Consider the following 19,159-nt stretch of genomic DNA (forward strand, 5'->3'; position numbering starts at 1 on the left):
CGTACACTGCCGGCGCGTGGCAAATTACTGCGCAGCGCAACTATTTGCCGGTTAAGGTGTTCATAAAGCAGTCCAAAACATTGCTTTATGATCAGAAAACTTATGAAAACCGGCATTTTTGCCCTGGTACTGGCTGGCTTCCTCGGTTTCACGCGGCCCGGCAATGCCTGCACCCGCGTCATGTACAAGGGCCTGGATGGCCTCATCCTCACGGGGAGGTCCATGGACTGGAAAAACGATATTGAAACAAACCTCTGGATATTTCCCCGCGGCATCAACCGGGACGGGGCTACCGGCGCCAATACCATCAAATGGAAATCCAAATATGGCAGCGTGGTAGCTGCGGCTTACGACATCTGCAGCACGGATGGTATGAATGAAAAAGGGTTTGTGGCCAACCTCCTCTGGCTGGTGGAATCCGAATATCCGAAATGGGATAAATCCAAGCCCGGCCTGTCGATTGCCGGATGGGTGCAATACATGCTGGACAACTTTGCCACCGTGAAAGAAGCCGTGGCAGAAATGCGCAAAGAGCAGTTCATGATCGTAACGGATAAAACGCCGGGGGAAGACCGCCTTGCCACCCTGCACCTCTCCATTTCCGACGCCACCGGCGATAACGCCGTACTGGAATACCTCAACGGGAAACTGGTTATCCATGAGGATCCGGCCTATAACGTGATGACCAACTCTCCCACCTTCGATAAACAACTGGCCCTAAATGAATACTGGAAGGAAATTGGCGGCACTACCATGCTGCCGGGTACCAACCGAGCGGCGGACCGCTTTGTGCGCGCGTCCTTCTACATCGATGCCATTCCGAAAACGGCGGATCAGCGGGTAGGCGTGGCCAGTGTATTCAGCGTGGTACGCAACTGTTCCGTGCCTTACGGCATCAGTACGGAAAATCAGCCCAACATCTCTACCACGCGCTGGCGCTGCGTTTCGGACCAGAAGAACCTGGTGTACTTCTTTGAAACGGCGCTTACGCCCAATACCTTCTGGGTGAATTTTAAAGATGTGGATTTCCGGGAAAAAGCGCCCGTGAAAAAATTGAAGCTGACGAAAGGAGAAACCTATGCGGGCAATGCCGTGGCATCCTTTGTGAATACGCCGGCATTTAAATTTTTATCGCCATCCGATCCGAATATTTAATTGACAGCACTCATAAAAAAAGGTCCCGCAGACGCGGGACCTATCCTTTACATATATCGGTACAAATCAACAAAAAGTTTATTGTCCCCAGCCATCATTCTGCTTCCAGCCGGTACGGGTAATTTCCGCCTGGGGAATCGGATACCAGTCCATTTTAGCCTGGTACACCCGGTCTTCCAGCTTCACCCGCTCATAGGTAAACGCATTCCCGTTTTTCGTGATCAGGATCCTGTACACCGGCGCGTTGAATAACTCCACTCCTTTTTTGTAACGGCGCACATCCCAGAAGCGGTGCCCTTCCAGGCCCAGTTCCACCGCGCGCTCATGCTGAATAGCGGCTGTCGTCAGGTTGCCTGCCGTATAAGGCGGCATCTTAACGCTGGAACGGCTGCGCACGGCGTTGATGGCCTGCAGGGCCGTCATGCCATAGCCCTGCGGATCGCCGGTAGCGCCATAGGCGTTGAACATGGCTTCTGCATAGTTCAGCAATACTTCCGCATAACGGAAATACATATACGCATGCGCCGTGGTGGTACCGGAGCCGCCGTTGTTCAGGTTGATCGCAGGGTTTACGTATTTAGCCAGGTAATAGCCGGTTTTGGAGGCATTCTGCTTCGGTAAGCCGCTGGAACCGCCGGTGAACGTTTCGATGGTACTGGTGGCGAATCCTACAAAGCGGGAGCCGTTGTGATAGGTGGTGGAATCCAGCCGGGGATCGCGATTGGCATAGGGGTTTGCCCTATGGGTTGGATTGTTCCAGCTGAAAGGCTCGGCGCTGAGCGGATTGCCGGCGCCGTCGCGGGTCACCACCTCAAACTCGTCCGCATAGTTTTGCGTGGGCGTCAAACTATTCCCGTTGCTGCCCTGGAAGGCGATCGGGTAGTTTGCAAATTCAAAGAAGTTGGTAGCGCCGTACCGCTTATAAAAGATCGCTTCTTTGGAACTCACATTGCTGGCGCCAAAAATGGTTTTATAGTTGTTTTCCAGGGAGTACACCTTGAGTGCAATGACCTCGTTGGCTGCGGCCGCAGCGGCTTCCCAGGTGGCGGTGGAACCGGCCTCTTTGAAAAGCGGGCTGGCGCCATACAACAACGCCCTGGATTTAAGCGCCAGCACGGCGCCGCGCAATACCAGCCCCTGGTCGTAACCATTGCCGGAGGAAACGGGCACTATCTTCGCCGCTTTATCGCACAGGCTTACAATGTATTTGATACATTCATCCACGGTGTTGCGCTGCATTTTTTCGTAGCCCCCGGGGTTGCTGAAATCCAGCGCCGTATCCATAATAGGCACGCCCCCATAGCGTTTCACCAGTTCGAAATAGTAAAACGCTTTCAGGAAATACATGCCGCCTTCAGAATAATTGAGCCAGGCCACGGAGTTTTTATAATCCGTACTGTCCGTACCAATGATCCTGTCCAGCTTGTATTGCAGGCTTACCATCGGTTTATTCTTCAGCACCAGGTTAGCCTGGCGGATGCCCTGGAAGTTGTTGTTCCAAACATCATCGGGATTGCTGTACTGGTTCCAGATGCCGAGGTTGAAAACCTGGGAAGGGTCCAGTACGCTGGTGCATTCCGCGAAGTCGGACGCCGCTTCCATGTTCATGGACCTGTTCAAACCATCCGGCAGGTAAGAGTAGGCGTTGTACACCGCGCTCTGGTAGTACGGATAGTTGGAATACAGTAAGTCTACAGGTATATTGGCATCGATCTTCTTTACGTTCAGAAAATCCTTCTGACAGGCGCTGATCAACAGTCCTGCCACTGCCATTATCATGATGGTGATCTTTTTCATTTGCTGGTAATTTTATCAGTACTAGAATCTGGCATTCAACCCAAAGCTGTAGGATTTCATCAGCGGATAGCCCATTGATAATCTTTCAGCTTCCATATCATCCAGCTTGTCGATAGTGAACAGGTTGTTACCGATGAGGAATACGCGGAGTGTATTCATCTTCTTCAGGAAACCTTTTTTCGGGAAAGTATATCCCAGCTCCAAACTGCGCAGCTTCAGGAAGTTGCCGTTCCTCATCCAGAAATCGGAGCTAACGTTGTTGTTAACGTTATTGAAGGTGGAGAGCCGCGGCGTAGTAGCCGTGGCGGCGTTTTCCGGCGTCCAGGCGTTTTTGGAGAAGATGGTGATATTGTTGTTGTTGACAAACGGATGCGTATAGTCATACGCGTCGTCCAGCAGGGAGATGGTGCGGTTCATCACTGCCTGCAGGAATGCATCCATATCAAACCCTTTGTATTTAAAGCCAAGATTAAAGCCCAGCGTTATTTCCGGCAGTTTGGTAAACTTCATGGGAACGATGTCGTATTCATTTACCACGCCGTTGCCATCCTGGTCAACGAATTTCAGGTCGCCCGGCTTAGGCACGGTGTAGCTGGTTTTTACCACGCCTTCCTTCAGCACGCCGTTGGCGTCAAAGTCGGCTTGCTGGTAGAAGCCCGCCCATTGCAGCCCGCGCATTTGGTTAATGCGGTAGCCCTGGTTGTAGAGATAAGCATTGGGTTGCGCGTCCTGCGCCATTTCCAGGATTTTGTTCCGGGCAAATGCGCCGGTAGCGCCGGCATAGTATTCAAACCCGCCTGCTTTATCCTTCCAGGTCAGCGCCGCCTCGAAGCCTTTGTTTTCCGCTACGCCGGTGTTCAGGCGCTGGAAGCGGAAACCGGTGAAGATAGGCACATTGGCAGGCGCCTGCAGGATGCCGGTCCGCTTTTCGTGGAATACATCCGCCGTGAAACTCAGTTTATTCAGCAGCTGCGCTTCCACGCCAAAGTTTACAGCCGTTTTGGCTTCCCAGGTAAACGCCGTGTTGGGGTTGGCCCCTTCCAGCCGGCCTCCCTGGGAGCTGCCGGCATCAGCGCCGGTGTACCAGCCGTTACCGCTCACTGCCCATTTTTCGAAGAGGAAGCGGTTGTCCTCATTGATATTGCCGGTTTTGCCATAGGAAGCGCGCAGCTTCAGGAAGTTGACCACCTGCTGGTTTTGGAGGAACTGCTCATTGGTCAGTATCCAGCCTGCGCCCACAGCGGGGAAAAATCCGTACTGGCTGCCCGGCGCAAAATCCGCCGCGCCGCTGTAACTGCCGGAGAGGTCTACAATGTACTTACCCTTGTAATCATAGGTGAGATAAGAGAACAGCCCCTGGGTACGCACGGCATATACCTGCCCTTCGTGCGTGTAGTTTTCCCTCCTGGCCTGTACAGCGCCGGAGAAGGTATGATCGCCAAAACCACGGTTATAGTTTACGCCTACCTGCACGGTATTGTGCTGCCAGTGCTGGTTGCCGCCATCGCTGATGCTTTGGCTGATAGCGCCGAAAGTTTTGTAGGTATAATTTCCCTTGGCGTCCAGGATGGCCTGGTCATTAACATCCTTCAGCAGCTCGGCCGACTTAACGGTAAATATCTTCTGGTAGGTACCGGTGTACTGGTTGTTGAAAGATATCAAACCATTGAGGGATAAGCCTTTTACGATGTGATCGAGGCGCTCGGTAATATTCAGCGCCGTTTGCAGGTTACGCGCATGCGAGTTGTAGGAACCGCTCTGTTGCAGTAACTGCACGGGGTTGAAGCCGTACACGCCGTTGGTGCCCCAGGTATTATCGGGGTTCTTCACGGGGAAGGCCGCAGCCGGGATGCGGCTCAGGTTATTGAACACGGTGGCGGCGCTGAAGCCGTTGGGCGTAGTCCTGTCTTCCGTGATACCGCTGAGGTTTACGCCTACGGAGAGGTTCTTGCTCAATTGCAGGTCCACATTGGCGCGGAGGTTAATGCGCTTGTATTTCGCATTGGTGCCGTAATCCACGTCAATGGCATCCGCGTTTTTATAGATGCCGGAATAATCGGTATAACCCATTAATACAAAGTACCGGGCCTTGTCGGACCCGCCTCTGAACGTGAGGTTATAATCCTGGAGGATGGAGGTTTTCTTCAGCACTTCATCATACCAGTTTACATTCGGATGTACGGGATCGTTGGCGGCTTTGTAGAGGTCAGGATTAGGATACTTTGCCGGCAGGCCATCGTTTGCAAGGGCCTGGTTATAGAGGCGCGTATAGTCGTACGCGTTCATCACCTGCGGCAGCTGGATAGGCGTCATCACGGAATAGCGGCCGTTCGCCGTGATTTGAATACGCTCGCTCTGGTATCCTTTTTTGGTGCGCACGCTCAGCACGCCCGTGCCGCCCTGTAAGCCGTAGATGGCATTGGCGGCGGCATCTTTCAGAATGGTGACTGATTCCACTTCGTAGGCGGACAAGGGAGTGAGTGCGCCCAGGTCCACCGGGAATCCGTCCAGGTATATAGCGAGGCGGTTGCCGCCTACATTCCAGCTGCTGACGCCGCGGATATAGAGCGTGGGGTTATCATAGCCGGGCTCCCCGGACCCGGTAACCACGGTGAGGCCGGGGATGCGGCCCTGCAAGGCATTGAGTAGGTTGGCCGCGGAGGTACGGGCCAGGTCATCGCCGGTGATAGTATAGGTAGCGGCGGTGGTGCGCCATTGCTTTTCGCTGCGCATGCCCAGGTCTACCAATTTGTCGCTTCCTGACTGCTGTACCTTCACGGTGTCCGCAGGCGTCGTTTGTGCGTACGCGTGACTCCATCCGGCCAGCAGGGATAAGGATAATATGCTGATATATTGTCTTTTCATGTTAGGCTCTAATTAAGGTTGCAAATGCTGTTACCATCCAGGGTTTTGGCCATCCCAGCCTTCGCCGCCGAGGTAGTTTTTACTCACTTCAGCATAAGGGAATGGAACGTAGTAGTACTTCATCGGGTAGCGGCGTTGCATGAACACTACCTTTTCATAATTGCGGAGTATTACGTTGTTAACCTTGTTGCCCGTGGTGGCAATGCCATGCAGTAGCAGGTTGCCTTTGATATGCGCTTCCATCCAGCGGTTCAGGTCATTGTAACGCTGCCCTTCGTAGGCCAGCTCCACGGCGCGCTCGTTGTGGATGGCGGTGCGGAAGGCGTCCTGGCTGCCGGGATGCTTCTCCGGCATGCCTGCTCTTTTGCGGATTTCGTTGAGGTAGAAATCCGTTTCAGCGGAAGGGCCCTGGTATTCGTTCAGCGCTTCCGCATAGTTGAGGTAAAACTCACCGAGGCGGAAAATGATCCAGGCGAAATGCTTACTGTCGTTACCATTACCGGTGGCCAGGTGCTCCACGAACTTGTAGGTTTCAAATGCATAGCCATCCGGCCCGACGTCGCTGCTGGAAAGGTTGCCGGCGCTCACGCCGGGACCCGCTTTGTAGTAATTGAGGATACCCGCCTTACCGCTGTTATAGAGCATACCATCGTAGGCGAATGTTTGATAAAAGCGGGGATCGAGGTTCCAGGCTTTCACGTCCGCAGGGAGGTCCGTACCGCTTTCCGGGAATTTAAACGGCGTGCCGTCCCGTTTTTCATAGAGCTCCATGAACTCTACCGGCGGGTTGTTTTTCACGCCCCAGGACTGCATCAGGAGTTTGGCGGAGAGGTACTGGCTCCAGTCGAAGCCTGCGCTGGAACTGGCCTGTGCGTAGGTGTTTACAAACAGCAGCTCCTGGTTGGCATAGCGGCTGTACATCAGCTGGTAGTTGCCATAGGTATCATAGCTGTTGCCAGTGGAAACAGGATTGCTGTTAGGGCCGTACATCAGCGCGTGACCAGCGGCGGCGGCCGCGTCGATCACTGCTTTGCTGGCTTTGGCGGCGATGTTCCAGCGTTCTTTATCATAGCTGGGGTAAGCGAGTACGGAGTCGCGCGCATCGTTAAACCGGATCTGGTTGGCGATGTTTGCCATGGCAGGCGGCGTGTTGTACACCGGGCTGGCGGCATAGAGCAGCACCCTGGCTTTCAGCGCCAGCGCCGCAATGGCGGTCGCGCGGCCAAAGTCTACCGAAGGGCGGGTAGGCGGCATGAGGGAGGCGGCTTCATCGCACCATTTCACAATACTATCCACTGTGGATTGCAGGCTGCTGCGCTTAACCATCATGTTTTCGCTGTTGAGCACCTGGCCTACGATGGGGATGCCGCCGTAGAGGCGAAACAGTTCGTAGTGCTGCATGGCGCGGCAAAATACGGCCTGGCCTTTCACATCGCGCTTCCATTCATCCGTGGCGTCGGTGACCATGTCTATATTACGGTACACGAGGTTGGCCTGGCGGATGCCTTTGTAGTGGGCGGTGAAGCTGGGATCAATGCTCGCGGAGGGCGACATATTCCCCCCGTTATAGGGGCCGGCATTAATGGTAGCGCAGGCCCAGTTATAGCCGGGATATACGATATATAAGGCGTCCGTGATTATTTCGGGGCGGGAGTTGCCGGGATCGTTACCGGGGAAGCCGCTTTTGATGCAGAGGTTGTACATCTGCGCTACTGCATACTGTGCCTGGTTCATGGTGTGGAAAATCGTGTCCACCGTCACGGTACCTCCTTTCGGTTTCTCGAGGAAGTCGCGCTTACAGCTGCTCAGTTGCATGCCGGCTATACAGCAGGCCAACATCAGCATCAGTATATATATTCTTTTCATACTTAACAGCATTTTCAAATTAGAAATTCACGTTTAAACCGATGTTGTAGGTACGCGTAATAGGATACCCGATGTAGTTCAGGTTTTCCGGATCGCCCCAGATAGGCTTGGGGCACCAGGTGGCGAGGTTGTTACCGTTGGCATAGATGCGCGCGGAGCCGATACCGATGCGGCGGAGCAGGTCTGCCTTTACGGTATAACCTATTTCCATGTTCTTCAAACGGGTATAGGAAGTGTTGATGAGGAAGAAGGTATTGGCTGCGCCGGACATGTTGTACCCTGCAATCGGGAAGTCGATCTTTTCCCCGTTTTTATAGCGCTCTTCGGTGAAGCGGTTGAGGTCCACATCAAAGAGGGATTCCTGTTTATTGAAGTGCAGCTGGTTTTGCATGGCATACCTGGCCGTACCGGCAACGCCCTGGAAGAGTACGGAGAAGTCGAAGCCCTGGTAGCTGAAGCCCAGGGAAACGCCATAGGTAATCTTAGGGATGCTGGTATTGCCTGACCTTACGAAATCCTTTTCATCGATTCGTCCGTCCTCGTTGTAGTCGATAAGGCGTACTTCGCCGGGTTGCAGCGGCACGCCGCCATAGCCCAGGTCCTTCTGGTACACCGTATTGCCGTCCGCGTTAGTGTAGGACTTGCCCAGCTTGTTGAGGGCGGGTATAGGTTCGGACAGGATGGGGTTGCCGTTGCCATCCAGTTTGTAGAGTTCGCCCCAGGAGGTGTACAGGCCGTTTGCCTGCAGCCAGGAGCCCTGCCCGATCGGGCGGCCGGTAGCGGCCTGGTATTCGAGCCCGGGGATGATGGCTTCGTCCCTGAAGAGGATTTCATTTTTGGTATTGGAGAGGTTGCCTTTGAGCCAGTAGGTAACCTTGCTGCCTATACGATCATTGTAGCCGATTTCGACTTCGTTGCCCCAGTTCCTTACGGAGCCCAGGTTGTAGGCCGGCAGCGTGGCGGCGAGTACGCCGGGTACGGTGCCTTTGTAGGAGAGGATATCCACCCGCTTTTCGTTGTAGTGATCGTAGGTAATGGAGAGCTTGTCGTGGAAGAAGCGCGCTTCAAAACCGATGTTGCCTTTGGTGGAAGTTTCCCAGGTGACGTTAGGGTTACCGAGGGTAGCTTCCCCTGCGCCTTGTATATAGTTACGATCCGTAAGCGTACCGAAGTTATAGCCGCCGGTATATTCCCATGCATCCGGCAGGTAGAGGTAACGGGCCTGGGTATTGGTGTTGGGGATGGTGATTTTATCGTTACCTACTTTACCCAGGGAGCCCCTGATTTTCAGGTAGGTGAGGATTTCATTCCTTGGGAAAAAGTTTTCGTTGGTCGCCACCCATCCCGCGGAGACCGCCGGCAGGAAGCCATAGCGCTGCCCTTCCGGGAAGTTCTCAGAACCGTTGTAGCCCATGTTAAACTCTGCGAGGTAGCGGCCGGCGTAGCCGTAGGTTACCCTGCCGGCGAGGCCGAGGTAGGCATGCGGCAGGTCTGGCACCAGGTTGGGATCATGGAGTTTTTCCGTGTTACCCAGGAGGAGGCCCGTTACTGCATGTTTACCAAAGGTGCGGTTGTAGTTGATGGACAGCTCCGTATAGATTTTACGCCACTTGCCGTTGTACCAGTCGCTCCACCTTTCGTTGGGGCGGATGTCTGTCACGCGGTAGATGATGGGATCCAGCTTGTCCCCATTCGGGTTCGGGCGGAAGTTGTACAGCACCGGGTAGGCTTTACCGCCGGTGCGACTAGAAAAGTAGCTGTCATACGCGCCCCTGGCGTTTACGGATAAACCGGGTGTGATGAAGTCCAGTTTATAGGAAAGTTTCAGGGTAGAGTTGAGCGTACTGTTATTGGTAATATTATAGTTGTTGGAGTTGGCGATGGCATACAACGGGTTTGTTTGGTCGTTGGTGCTTTGGGTATAAGGGATGAGGAACTTCCCGTCGATGATACCCGGGGAGGACATCGGGGAAGACCATAGCACCCTTTTTTCCCAGATGTAGGCATCGTTGTCCATACCTGTGATGGTCACGTATTGCGTACCGAGGTCCAGGGATATCCTGAAATCCTTATTGACATCGAAGTCGAAGTTGCCGCGAAGGTTATACCGGTTCTTTTTAAACTGCATCTCATTGGAGAAGGGCATGTAATCGGTATTGAACATACCGCCCTGGTTGAGGTATCCAAAGGACACGAAATATTTAACTGAATTTGTACCGCCGGTAATATTGGTGTTGACCTGATGTTGCTGTGCATACTTTTTAAATATCTGGCTTTTCCAGTCTACGTCCGGGTGGAAGTACGGATCATAGTAGGGATTCGTTTTGCCATCGATTGTAGGCGTATGCGCATTTTGGAAATACTTGAGATCTTCCGGCGAAAAATAGGTGTTGGCTTCTTTGACCCAGTTGGCTTCTCTTTTTTTCACGAAATCGTCCCATGTTTTGATATCGGCATCTTTGGCGTGGTTGACCCAGTAGGTTTGGAACGACTGCTCGTTTTTAAGCGTGGCGTAGTCGTACGCCCCTACGAAATCGGGCATGGCAGCGAAGTTGCTGATAGCGGTTTGGGCGGATGCGCTGATTTTAGGCGCACCGGATTTACCGCGTTTGGTGGTGATAAGGATAACGCCGTTGGCGCCGCGCACCCCGTACACGGCGGTGGCGGAGGCATCTTTGAGGATGCTGAGCGTTTCGATTTCGTTCGGATCAATGTCGTTGTAGGAATCGCGCGCAACGCCGTCCACCATCACCAGTGGGGTGGTGTTGCCGGTATAGGTACCTACCCCGCGTACATAAAGGGTGGTGGCATCCGCACCGGGCTTACCGCTGGTTTGCACGGCGGTCAGGCCGGAGAGTCGCCCTGCGAGGGCATTACTGATGTTTGCCACGGGGGACTGCACCAGTTCTTTGGAGGAGATGGTGGAGATGGCTGCCGTAACAGATTCTTTTTTCTGCTGGCCGTAGCCTACCACCACAACGTCTGTAAGGCCGGTTGTTGCCGGTACGAGCGTGATGTTAAAGTTAGAGGAAGCGGCAAGGCTGACGGCCTCGCGATTGTATCCTATGAAAGTGATGATCAGGGAATCAGGATTGCCGGAGGCGGCAAAGGAGAAGTGTCCTTTGCTGTCGGTGGTGGCGCCGAGGTTGGAGTTCCTGATTTTAACCGTTACGCCTTGTAGCGGCGTATTCTTTTCATCCTTTACACTACCGCTGATAATTCGGGATTGTGCTTTGACCTGCGAAGCGGTAGAACTAATTAGGAATAGAGATAGCAGGCACTGTAGAGTGTTTACGTGTCGCATACAGTTTACGCTGTAAATTTTGGCTGACTTAATAATGGAATTTCTAAGACGTGACTTTTTACGATCATTCCCTACTAGGAGGAATTCATCGAAAAAACCAACGCGACAGATAAACGGAAAGCACTTACGTGAGGTAAGAGAATCACCTTTGTCACAACGTGGATTTGATTTTGGTTCAATAAAAAAACAGCTCCTTACTGGAAGGAAATGTCGAGCGTGTTTTTTTGGGTGACTCTCAGGCTGCTAATATAATATGCTTTTTTGAGAATTTATAATTATACCCCGGGGAATTAAAAATTTCCCTGGAATGCCTGAAAAATGGAAAATCGTTTTGCTAAATCAATTTTGTTCGGATTGCTAAGAAAAGCCTCCCATAAAAGATGGGAGGCATAGTTTCCAGTTTTGCTTATGAGAATAGAAATATATTTCAATATTACTTTTAATCCCTCTGAAATGCAAGCAGGAAAGGCAGAAAACATAAAAAAACAGGAGGGAAAAGTTCTGCAGACCTAGTTAGATGAAGGGGTTATCCGTAAATTTAGGCATTTAAATGTAACTTATAAATTACTTTCTTACTTATCAAGCTATACACTAAAACGCCGGAAACAGACTCTCCGCCAATAAAAATCTTTATCTTATAACTATGAATTTTAATACTGATACCTATCGGCTGCAGCTAAAAGACCTCACTTTACACCATGCTCCTTTCATCCTGGAGTTACTGAATACGGATGGGTGGAAAACGTTTATAGGAGAGCGTCATATACATACGATCCTGGATGCCAGGGCTTATATTCAGCGTATTAACGGCAATCCGGATATTGATTATTATGTGGTGTATCTGAAGGCTACGTCCATTCCGATTGGCATGATCAGTCTTATCCAGCGGACGTATTTGCCCTATAAGGACATCGGGTACGCTTTTCTGCCGCAGTACACCGGTAACGGCTATGCGTTTGAGGCGGCCCGCTGTGTGATGGATGGGCTGATCGCGAACAGCAGGCAGCCGGTGTTGTATGCCACTGTATTACCTAACAATGCGCCCTCTATCCGATTACTGGAGAAGCTGGGGCTTAGTTTTAAGCAGGAAATCCAACGGGAGCATGAGGAGCGGTTATTGTTGTATGAGGCAGATTTAGATAAGTTGAGGAAGGGGTAGTATGTGCGCTGTATAGCGGGAAGGATGAGGACAAGCCAGCTGTACAGCGCATGAATAATTAAATGAAAGAGGGTGTATCCGCATCCTGCCACCAGTAACAGATACACCCTCCTGATAATTTTAGAGAATTATAACGCAGGCGTTATCACCACCTTGCGGAACTCAATAGGACCATGATCCCCCTGGAAGTAAATTGGTCCGGGCGCTCCTTCATCGCTATCCAGCGCGCCGCCGGTAATGCCGGGTATCTCCTGGTTGGAGATGACGGTTTTACCATTCACCACCACTGTTACCATACGGCCGATCAGGGTAATGTCGTACGACTGCCACTGGCCCGGGCCCAGCGCGTTGATCTCGCTTGGCGCCAGGAAACCATAGATACCGCTGAATAATACGGAGGAAGGATGCGCGCCTTTAGGGCTATCCTCTATCTGGGTTTCGTACCGGCCGCGGAGGTACACGCCGCTGTTGCTACCAGCCTGGTACCTGAACTCCACATGCAGTTTAAAATCGTTGAACGTTTTTTCGGACACCAGGTTGGAGCCGGATTTAGGGCTGGTGAGTATGCCATCTTTTACGATCCACTGGTTCACTTTGCCGGTAGGTTTCCAGCCGGTTAAGTCCTTCCCGTTGAAGAGATTTTCAGGCTTGCCCCATTTGGGCGCTTTATCGCGCACCAGCAGCGGCGCTCTCTTCCCGGTATAATTGTATTTTTTACCTTCACTGGTAGTGATTGTACCGCTGATGGTTTCGTTGGCTACGGTACCTTCGATGACGAAGTCCTGGTCGCCCCGCTCCCACTGCGGTGGAATGGTAAAGCTGAATTTACCATTATCAAAGTTCACTTTAGCCACCGGGCGGGCGCTGCCGCTGGCGCCAACAAAATATCCCACCAGGGTACGCGTGCCGCTGAGCTTTACTTCCAGCCAGCTGGGCAGCTGCTTACCGTCTTCATCAACGGTAATGTCCCAACGGCCGATCAGCGCCTTACTGTCCACTGCCTGCATAACGGTTGCCGCAGGTGCTGCCGCTGCTGCGCGGGAGGCTACTCCGGCAGATAACAGGCAGCTCATACCTAATAGTAACAAGTTCTTTCGCATATGTTCCGATTATAGGCAGACAAGATAATATATATTTAAATTAATTTTACCCAAAATGAATCACATCGATGAGTAAGCAAGCAGAAAGCCAGATCTTCCAGTTTGAAAAGGAAATACCCTGGGAACAGCCGTCCCCCGGCATTGAGCGCCAGATCTTCGGATACGATGAGCGGGTGATGCTGGTAAAAGTGAAATTTGAAAAAGGAGCGGTGGGTACCATGCATCAGCATCCGCATACACAGGTGACCTATGTGGAAAGCGGCGCCTTTGAATTCACCATTGGCGATGAAACGCGGGTGATCCGTGCCGGCGACGGGTGTTATATGCCGTCGAATGTGATGCATGGGTGTACTTGTTTGGAGGCGGGGGTGTTGATTGATACGTTTAGCCCTCACCGTGAGGATTTTTTGAAGGGGTAATCACTCCCGCATCATCTGCTCCAGCGAAGCATACGTTTCATCATAATTATCATAACGGGCGCCATTCAAAAAGAAAGTAGGCGTGCCATTCACACCGCTGCGCAAACCACTTTCAAAATCGCCTTCCACCCGCTTGAGCAGCTCCTGGCTGCGCCAATCGTTGGAGAACTGCTCCATATCCAGGTGCAGTTTCTCCGCCAGGTTGATCAGGGTATCAGCGCTCAGGCTGTCCTGGTGTTCGAAAATCATATCATGCATTTCCCAGAACTTGCCCTGCCTACCGGCGGCTTCGGCGGCCAGTGCGGCCATCATCGCCGCGGGGTGCGATTCCTGCAAGGGGAAGTTCCTGAATACGAACAATATCTCATCGCCGTAATTATCCAGTAACCGGTTGATGTGCGGGAAAGCGATGCCGCAGTGGGAACACTGGTAGTCGCCGTATTCCACCAGTACTTTTGATGCGTTGGGATTGCCCAGCTTGTGATCGTCCTTACCTACCGCTGTTTTTAAATGTGCCATGCTATTTGTTTTTACGGTTATTTAATTGTTCAAGCGCGTCGAGGATGCCGTCCGCACCGGGATTGATGCCATCCGGGGATTGATAGCTCCATTGAATCACCCCGTCTTCATCGATGACGAAGAGCGCCCTGTGCGCCTCTCCCGTCTTATCGTTATACACGCCGTATTGCTTTGCTACGGCGCCTTTCGGCTCAAAGTCGGCCAGGAGGGGGAAGTGAAATTTCCTATCCTGCGAAAATGCCAGGTGGCTCCATTTACTATCCACCGAAATCCCCAGCAGCTCCGCTCCTGCTTCACGGAATATGTTTAGCGTTTCGTTGTACAGGGCTAACTGGTCCGAACAAACGGGGCTCCAGTCCGCCGGGTAGAACGACAGGATCACTTTTTTCCCTTTCAAATCCGAGAGCTTCAATCGCTGGTCCGGCGTGCTATTTAACTCAAAATCCGGCGCAGGTGTGTTGGGTGCTAGTATCATAATTTCCTTTTTTAATGTCTGAACTACAGTATTAATTGTTAAAACAGCCAGCTGCGGCTTTTGTTCTTTATCTTATTTTCACTAAAATTGGTGCTGATTTAATTCAAGCCCACATCAGATGAAAAGATTTTTCCTTCGGTATGCCACGTTATCAGCATTTGCCTTGCTGCCTTTTGGCCTGATATATGGCCAGCAAAAACATAAACAGCAACATATGTCCGACAAAACCTCCGATCAGCCTTACCTGTTGCTGGGCACCTACACCAACAGTGGCCAGAGCAAGGGCATTTATGTGTATAAATTCAATACCCAAACCGGGGAAGCTACGCCAGTAAGTGAGGCGGCAACGTCCAACCCATCGTACCTGGCGGTATCGCCGGACCGCCATTTCGTATATGCGGTCAATGAGGATGGTGGCCCCGGCAGCGTTTCCTCGTTTGCGTTTGATCATGCCAGCGGCAGGCTCAGCTTTATCAACAAAGTGCCTTCCGAAGGCCAGTGGCCCTGCTATGTGTCCGTCAGCAGGAATGGTAAATTCATTGCGGTGGCCAACTATGGCAGCGGCAATGCTGCGGTGTTTCCGGTAAGTAATGGCAGCATAGGCGCCGCTGCGGATCGGGTGCAGCATGCAGGCACAGGCCCTGTAACGGATCGCCAGGAGAAAGCGCATGCCCACGCGGCTATATTTTCTCCCGATAATAAATACCTGTTTGTCAATGACCTTGGAATCGACAAGATCATGTGCTACAATTTTGCTGCCAGTACCGGCAAACTCACGCCGGCCACTGCGCCTTTTGTACAGGTAAAACCCGGCAGCGGCCCCCGGCACCTGGTGTTTGATGCCAGTGGAAAATTCGCCTACCTGATGACCGAGTTATCCGGGGAAGTTTTGGTGTATGCTTACGCAGACGGGAGGTTCACGCTGCTGCAAACCATCAGCAGCCATCCGGCGGATTTCAAGGGAAAAATCGGATCAGCGGACATCCATCTGTCCCCGGACGGGAATTTCCTATATGCTTCCAACCGGGGAGACGCCAACAGCCTCGCGATTTTCAAACGGGATAAAAGCAGCGGAAAGCTGACCAGCATAGGGTTTCAGTCCACCCTGGGGGTAATGCCGCGGAATTTCAATTTCGATCCGGGTGGAAACTTCCTCCTCGCGGCGCACCAGGAAAGCAATGATGTAGTGATATTTAAAGTAGATAAAAAAACGGGGCTGCTAACGGACACGGGCAAACGTATCAAAGTGGGAAGCCCGGTATGCGTGCAGTGGGTGGAGTAGGTTTTTTTCTCGCAAAGGGGCATAAGGGAAAATAAGGGCGCAAAGGATGTTGTAATGTTTTAGTCCGCACAAGCCGCAGGCCCTTTGCGTGCTCTGCTCCTTACACCCCTTTGCGAGAAAAAAATCCGCACAGGCCGCAGGCCCTTTGCGTGCTCTGCTCCTTACGCCCCTTTGCGAGAAAAAAAACCGCTCACCCGAGCTTACCCAACTCTGCTTCCAGCATCGCAATACGCCGTTTGTACAGTTCGATCCGGCTTTTCAGGCGGGTGGCTTTCATTTCCCGGAGGGTGGCTTCCGTATGGGCGCCAGCCTTCTTAACGGAGGATTTCAGTTCAGCGATACGCTGTTTCCGCTTTTCTTTCAGTTCAGCAATTTCCTTTTCGAAACGGGATCGTTCCGCAGCTTCGGCTGTGCGGAGTTTGGCGCGGTCCGCCGCAATTTGTTCATCGATCGACTCTACCTGTTCATCTACAATCTTTTCATACTCAAAGTCCACGTCCGTACGCAGGAGCGTGCCACCGAGGCTTTTGATATAGGTATCGGCAAATACTTCATTATCTTCATCCACTTCGGCAATGAGGGCGGTGTAGCCGGGCTTCAGGGAATCGGCTACTTTACTGCTGAACTCTTCCGTGAAATTATAATAGTTGGCTTCCCAGAGGGCGCCGCCCATGGTGCCCAGCAACATGCCCCCGAGGATGCCTACCGGACCGGCAAAAGCGCCTACGAGGGTGCCCAGCGCCATACCGGATAAAGTACGTACGCCTTCCGTGGAATCGCCCGTTTCAACGATACCGGTTTCGCCCTGGGCGGTCTTTTGCACGAGGATGCTTTCGTAAACGGTAAGGTCGCCGATGGATTCCAGCTCAGTCAGCTTCCTGAAGGCGGTGAGCGCCTGCGCCTCCTGGGCAAATGATGCGATGATTAAGTTTGTCATCTGGTGCTGTTTTTCAACATCAACACTGGAGCAGGCAAATTGTTGATGCTGGCATCTACCTTTTACGCCCTGCCAAAAACAGCAACGGGCAGGAGATGCTATCCCCTGCCCGTTTCCGTGTATGTATCCTATTTGATTAGTAGCTCATTTCCACGATTGCTCTCACCTTATCCGGCGTGATATTCTTTCTTTCTCCCATGGCTACCCAGCCTCTTTCCGTGAAGCGTTTTTCGATAAAGTCCGCTGTTTTGGCGTATTCCGTGGTATAGGCGGACAACTGCATTTTCATACCCATCGTATCGAAGAAGCGGATGGTAGCATCGATGGCCTGTCTGGCCACATCGTCGGTATTGTCCCCCTGAATATTCCACACTCTGCGGCCATATTGCGCCAGCTTTTCCTTTTTAGTGTCGAACATTACTTTGTAGAGGTTAGGCCCAATGATGGCGAGGGTTCTGGCGTGGTCAATATCGTAAAGGGCGGTCAGTTCGTGGCCGATCATGTGGGTCACCCAATCGGTAGGTACGCCTTTTTGGATGAGTCCATTCAGCGCCATGGTGCAGCTCCACATAAAGTTGGCGGCCAGCGTATAGTCGCCCGGGTTATCCACCACGGCGGGGCCAACTTCTACGAGGGTCTGCAGGATGCTTTCTGCAAAGCGGTCCTGCAGGAGGGCGCCGGCGGGGTAAGTGAGGTATTGCTCCATCACGTGCGTAAACGCGTCTATTACCCCGTTCTGTATTTGTCTTTTCGGGAGAGATATAATGACTTCCGGGTCGCAGACAGAGAAAACGGGGAAGAGTGCCCTGCCGCCAAAGGACAGCTTTTCGTGCGTGCTCTTAATGGTGATCACCGAGCCGGAGTTCATTTCGCTGCCGGTAGCGGGTAGGGTGAGTACGGTCCCGAAAGGCACTACGTTATCGACTATACGGATCTGTTTTTGCAGTATATCGATCGGGTTGCCATCGAATTTCACTGCGGCTGAAACGAATTTCGCGCCATCTATCACGGAACCGCCGCCTACGGCGAGGATGAAGTTGAGATTTTTTTCTTTGATCACTTCCACTGCTTTCATCAGTGTTTCGAAGTGAGGATTGGGTTCTACGCCACCAAATTCTGTGATATCAAAACCTTCCAGCGCCGCGGCCACCTGGTCGTACACGCCATTTTTAAAAATACTACCGCCTCCGTAGAGCAGGAGGATTTTAGCATCCTGCGGCACCAATGTCTTCAATTTTGCTATCTGTCCTTTTCCAAAAACCAGATTGGTGGGATTATAAAGTTCGAAGTTTAACATGGTAGGTCGTTTCGTTTAATATGAAGGTACAAAGTTCAGTGATTGCGGCGGCAATGGATGTGACATAGCTCACATTTATCCCGCTTCTTCCTCGTTGAGGGTGGCTATCAGCTGATTTAACGTCTGCACGAGGGCGCCCAGGTCCGCCGCGGTAATATCTTTAGAAAGCAGGCAGGCGGCCATTTCCGAGGGAATGGTCGCCGCTTGTTCTTTCAGTTTCCGGCCTTTTGCCGTGAGGGAAACGATTACTTTCCGTTCATCTTCCCGGGATTTTTTGCGGGTGAGCATGCCCATTGCTTCCAGGCGTTGCAGCAATGGTGTAACGGTGTTGGTGTTAAGCAGTAACTGCTGTACAATAAAACTTACCGGCACCTGGTCCGTTTCCCATAATACGAGCATCACCAGGTATTGCGGGTAGCTGAGCCCCAGCTGATCCAGGTAGGGCGTGTATTTCCGGGTAATTAGCCTGGAGGCGGCATACAAGGGAAAGCAGATCTGATCGGCAAGTTTTAATGTAGGTTCCATTATTTTAATATTCTTCTTCCAGCAAAGTTAACTTAACATCTACGTTATTTCGCAATGCATTGGAATAAGGGCAAACCTGGTGCGCGGTTTCCAGGAGTTTTTGCGCCTGATCGCGGGGGATGCCCATGATGGCAACATCCAGTGCTGCGGTGAGTTTAAAGCCGGGATCCGCTTTTTCCAGGCCTACTGTGGCGGTTACTCTTGTTCCGGTCAGTTTGATTTTTTGTTGCGCGGCTACAAAATTCAGGGCGCTATCGAAGCAGGCGGCATAACCTGCGGAGAACAGCTGTTCCGGGTTGGTATAGCTGCCGCCGGGGCCACCCATTTCTTTCGGTATGCGGAGTTCCAGGTTCAGGACGCCGTCTTCTGATTGAACTTTTCCGTTTCTGCCACCGGTCACGGTGGATTTTGTTTGATAGAGTGTATTTGCCATGACGTTTAGATTTATATCGTTTACGA

The 19,159-nt window shown here is 52.1% G+C and carries 15 protein-coding genes; 4 read left to right on the forward strand and 11 right to left on the reverse strand.

Annotation, left to right across the window (positions count from 1 at the left end):
• The first annotated feature begins 87 nt into the window (after window positions 1-87).
• Window positions 88-1,155 carry a linear amide C-N hydrolase gene (locus tag BOC67_RS24255; protein WP_291914655.1) on the forward strand — a complete coding sequence of 356 codons (1,068 nt, stop codon included), beginning with the start codon at window positions 88-90 and terminating at the stop codon, window positions 1,153-1,155.
• Window positions 1,156-1,233: 78 nt separating this feature from the next.
• On the opposite strand, the gene BOC67_RS24260 is transcribed toward BOC67_RS24255, so the two are convergent.
• From BOC67_RS24260 to BOC67_RS24275, 4 genes are read right to left on the reverse strand one after another with little or no spacing between them, the layout of a single operon-like run.
• Window positions 1,234-2,952 carry a RagB/SusD family nutrient uptake outer membrane protein gene (locus tag BOC67_RS24260; protein ID WP_291914656.1) on the reverse strand — a complete coding sequence of 573 codons (1,719 nt, stop codon included), beginning with the start codon at window positions 2,950-2,952 and terminating at the stop codon, window positions 1,234-1,236.
• Between the two features lie 21 nt (window positions 2,953-2,973).
• On the reverse strand, window positions 2,974-5,817 hold the full coding sequence (locus BOC67_RS24265) for a SusC/RagA family TonB-linked outer membrane protein (protein WP_291914657.1): 2,844 nt from the start codon (window positions 5,815-5,817) through the stop codon (window positions 2,974-2,976).
• Window positions 5,818-5,847: 30 nt separating this feature from the next.
• Window positions 5,848-7,683 carry a RagB/SusD family nutrient uptake outer membrane protein gene (locus BOC67_RS24270; RefSeq protein ID WP_291914659.1) on the reverse strand — a complete coding sequence of 612 codons (1,836 nt, stop codon included), beginning with the start codon at window positions 7,681-7,683 and terminating at the stop codon, window positions 5,848-5,850.
• Window positions 7,684-7,702: 19 nt separating this feature from the next.
• Window positions 7,703-10,987 carry a TonB-dependent receptor gene (locus BOC67_RS24275; RefSeq protein ID WP_291914662.1) on the reverse strand — a complete coding sequence of 1,095 codons (3,285 nt, stop codon included), beginning with the start codon at window positions 10,985-10,987 and terminating at the stop codon, window positions 7,703-7,705.
• A gap of 643 nt (window positions 10,988-11,630) precedes the next feature.
• On the opposite strand from BOC67_RS24275, the gene BOC67_RS24280 reads away from it, so the two are divergent.
• Window positions 11,631-12,146 carry a GNAT family N-acetyltransferase gene (locus BOC67_RS24280; RefSeq protein WP_291914664.1) on the forward strand — a complete coding sequence of 172 codons (516 nt, stop codon included), beginning with the start codon at window positions 11,631-11,633 and terminating at the stop codon, window positions 12,144-12,146.
• A gap of 128 nt (window positions 12,147-12,274) precedes the next feature.
• On the opposite strand, the gene BOC67_RS24285 is transcribed toward BOC67_RS24280, so the two are convergent.
• Complete coding sequence (locus BOC67_RS24285) at window positions 12,275-13,246, reverse strand: DUF1080 domain-containing protein (protein ID WP_291914666.1); 972 nt, start codon at window positions 13,244-13,246, stop codon at window positions 12,275-12,277.
• A 68-nt stretch (window positions 13,247-13,314) separates the two neighbouring features.
• Between BOC67_RS24285 and BOC67_RS24290 the strand changes: the two genes are divergently transcribed.
• Window positions 13,315-13,665 carry a cupin domain-containing protein gene (locus BOC67_RS24290; protein ID WP_291914668.1) on the forward strand — a complete coding sequence of 117 codons (351 nt, stop codon included), beginning with the start codon at window positions 13,315-13,317 and terminating at the stop codon, window positions 13,663-13,665.
• On the opposite strand, the gene BOC67_RS24295 is transcribed toward BOC67_RS24290, so the two are convergent.
• On the reverse strand, window positions 13,666-14,184 hold the full coding sequence (locus BOC67_RS24295; protein WP_291914669.1) for a thioredoxin domain-containing protein: 519 nt from the start codon (window positions 14,182-14,184) through the stop codon (window positions 13,666-13,668).
• A 1-nt stretch (window position 14,185) separates the two neighbouring features.
• The gene (locus BOC67_RS24300; protein ID WP_291914670.1) at window positions 14,186-14,659 is read right to left on the reverse strand and encodes a redoxin domain-containing protein; all 474 of its coding nucleotides are present in this window, start codon (window positions 14,657-14,659) and stop codon (window positions 14,186-14,188) included.
• A gap of 118 nt (window positions 14,660-14,777) precedes the next feature.
• Here BOC67_RS24300 and BOC67_RS24305 point away from each other — a divergent pair, with 118 nt between their 5' ends.
• Window positions 14,778-15,941 (forward strand): lactonase family protein, encoded by a 1,164-nt coding sequence (locus BOC67_RS24305; protein WP_291914672.1) that lies wholly within the window; start codon window positions 14,778-14,780, stop codon window positions 15,939-15,941.
• Between the two features lie 190 nt (window positions 15,942-16,131).
• Here BOC67_RS24305 and BOC67_RS24310 read toward each other — a convergent pair whose 3' ends face one another.
• The 4 genes from BOC67_RS24310 to BOC67_RS24325 form a co-directional block, all read right to left on the reverse strand.
• Window positions 16,132-16,878, reverse strand: a complete 747-nt coding sequence (locus tag BOC67_RS24310) for a DUF1269 domain-containing protein (protein WP_291914674.1) — start codon at window positions 16,876-16,878, stop codon at window positions 16,132-16,134.
• 136 nt (window positions 16,879-17,014) lie between these two features.
• Window positions 17,015-18,175: an iron-containing alcohol dehydrogenase gene (locus BOC67_RS24315; protein ID WP_291914676.1), complete on the reverse strand. Its 1,161-nt coding sequence runs from the start codon at window positions 18,173-18,175 to the stop codon at window positions 17,015-17,017.
• A 75-nt stretch (window positions 18,176-18,250) separates the two neighbouring features.
• On the reverse strand, window positions 18,251-18,700 hold the full coding sequence (locus tag BOC67_RS24320) for a MarR family winged helix-turn-helix transcriptional regulator (protein ID WP_291914678.1): 450 nt from the start codon (window positions 18,698-18,700) through the stop codon (window positions 18,251-18,253).
• Between the two features lie 4 nt (window positions 18,701-18,704).
• Complete coding sequence (locus BOC67_RS24325; RefSeq protein WP_291914680.1) at window positions 18,705-19,133, reverse strand: organic hydroperoxide resistance protein; 429 nt, start codon at window positions 19,131-19,133, stop codon at window positions 18,705-18,707.
• Between the last annotated feature and the right edge of the window lie 26 nt (window positions 19,134-19,159).

Source organism: Chitinophaga sp. CB10 (genome assembly GCA_001870995.2).
GTDB lineage: Bacteria > Bacteroidota > Bacteroidia > Chitinophagales > Chitinophagaceae > Chitinophaga.